General features: G+C 74.3%; 2 protein-coding genes. Both read right to left on the minus strand.

Features of this window, described 5'->3' with window-relative positions; all coding sequences use genetic code 11:
- The coding region (locus AC1D1T_RS32385) for a UvrD-helicase domain-containing protein (RefSeq protein ID WP_477993452.1) at positions 1 to 241 on the minus strand (241 nt) is incomplete at its 3' end.
- On the minus strand, positions 238 to 1,555 hold a 1,318-nt coding region (locus tag AC1D1T_RS32390; RefSeq protein WP_477993453.1), incomplete at its 5' end, for a RecB family exonuclease. The genes AC1D1T_RS32385 and AC1D1T_RS32390, both read right to left, overlap by 4 nt.

Consider the following 1,555-nt stretch of genomic DNA (forward strand, 5'->3'; position numbering starts at 1 on the left):
GCCACTGGTTGAGCCGCTCGCGCATCTCGCCGGCCGCCTTGCGGGTGAACGTGATCGCGAGGATCTCCTGCGGGCGCGCGCCGTCGAGCAGCGCCCGCACGATGCGCGACACCAGCATCCAGGTCTTGCCCGCGCCGGCGCAGGCCTCGACGACGACGCTGCGCTGCGGGTCGCAGGCGATCGCATAGAACGCCTCGCGCGAGACCGGCGCGCCGTCCGCCTGGTAGGCCGGGGCGTTCATCGCGCGCTCCATTGGTCTTTGCGGCACAGCCCGCGCGCCTCGCAGAACTCGCAGACGCGGCCCTCGCCGAGCGCCGGCAGCCCCGCGCCGGCGCGGATGCGGGCCAGCTCGCCGGCAAGCCCGTCGACCAGCGCCTGCGCGCTCGCCTCGACCTCGGGATGCACCACCTGGCGGATCTCCTGGCCGGCATCGAGCAGCAGGTAGACGGCCTGCAGCGGCGCCTCGGTGTGCGGGCGCATCAGCGCGGCGTAGAACGCGAGCTGCGTGTCTTCGAGCGGCTGGCGCACCTGCTGGCGCAGCGCGCTCTCGCTGCCGGTCTTGTAGTCGATCAGCTCCAGCACCCGCGCACCGGCTTCGCGGCGGTGGTCGACGCGGTCGATGCGGCCGTGCAGCGTGACGGCCGCCGGTGCCGGCAGCTCGACCTCGTGCGCCTGCTCGCCTTCGGCCCATTCGATGCCTTGCGCATCGCGCTCGTGCAGCCACGCGACATAGCGCGGCGCGAGCTGCTCGAAGCTGGCGCCGTAGGGCAGGAAATCCTCGTCGGCGAGGCCGGCGCGGTCCTGCATCGTGCGGCCCAGCTGCAGCAGCCGGTCGGTCTCGTCGGCCGGCGTGCCGGGGGCGGAGCGGGTCTCGTGGAAGGCCTGCAGCACCGCGTGCAGCCAGTTTCCGTAATCGCGCTTCTCGACCTCTTCATCGAGCTCGCCGGGCTCGCGCAGCTTCAGCAGGTGCAGCGCATGGAAGCGGTACGGGCAGGCGCGCAGCGCCTCGCAGGCACTGGCCGACAGCTTGCCGGGCAGCAGCGCGCCGGCCGACGGCGACGGCATGAAGACCGGCTGCGGCTCGATCGCCTGCGATGCGCGCGGATCGGCCCACGCGTCGAGGCTGCGCGACACCTTCTGCAGCGCGAGCGCCAGCCGCTCGACCAGCGGGCTGGCCGACAGCGGTTCGCTGCCGTCGACGTGCCGGCGCAGCAGCGTGACCTGCGCGGCATGCATCGCATGCGCGAACGACAGGGCCTCGCGCTCGCGGCGGCTGGCCGCGCTCGGCAGGCCGAGCGCGACGGCCTGCGCATCGCTGATGAACGGCAGCGGATCGACGCCGGCGCCCAGGTGGCGCTCGTCGGCCCCGGGCAGCACCAGCGCCGCGAACGGCCGCAGCGTGGCGTGCGCGAGCGGCGTGATCACGACCGCCGGCTGCGGCGGCGCCGGCGGCACGAACGAGGCCTCCTCGAGCACGCCGTCGACCCACTGGCGCAGCTGCTCCAGCGTCATCGAGGTCTGGCCCGCCTGCGCCGGCCAGCCGCTGCCCTCCGAC

The organism is Rhizobacter sp. P2_H3 (genome assembly GCF_056403355.1).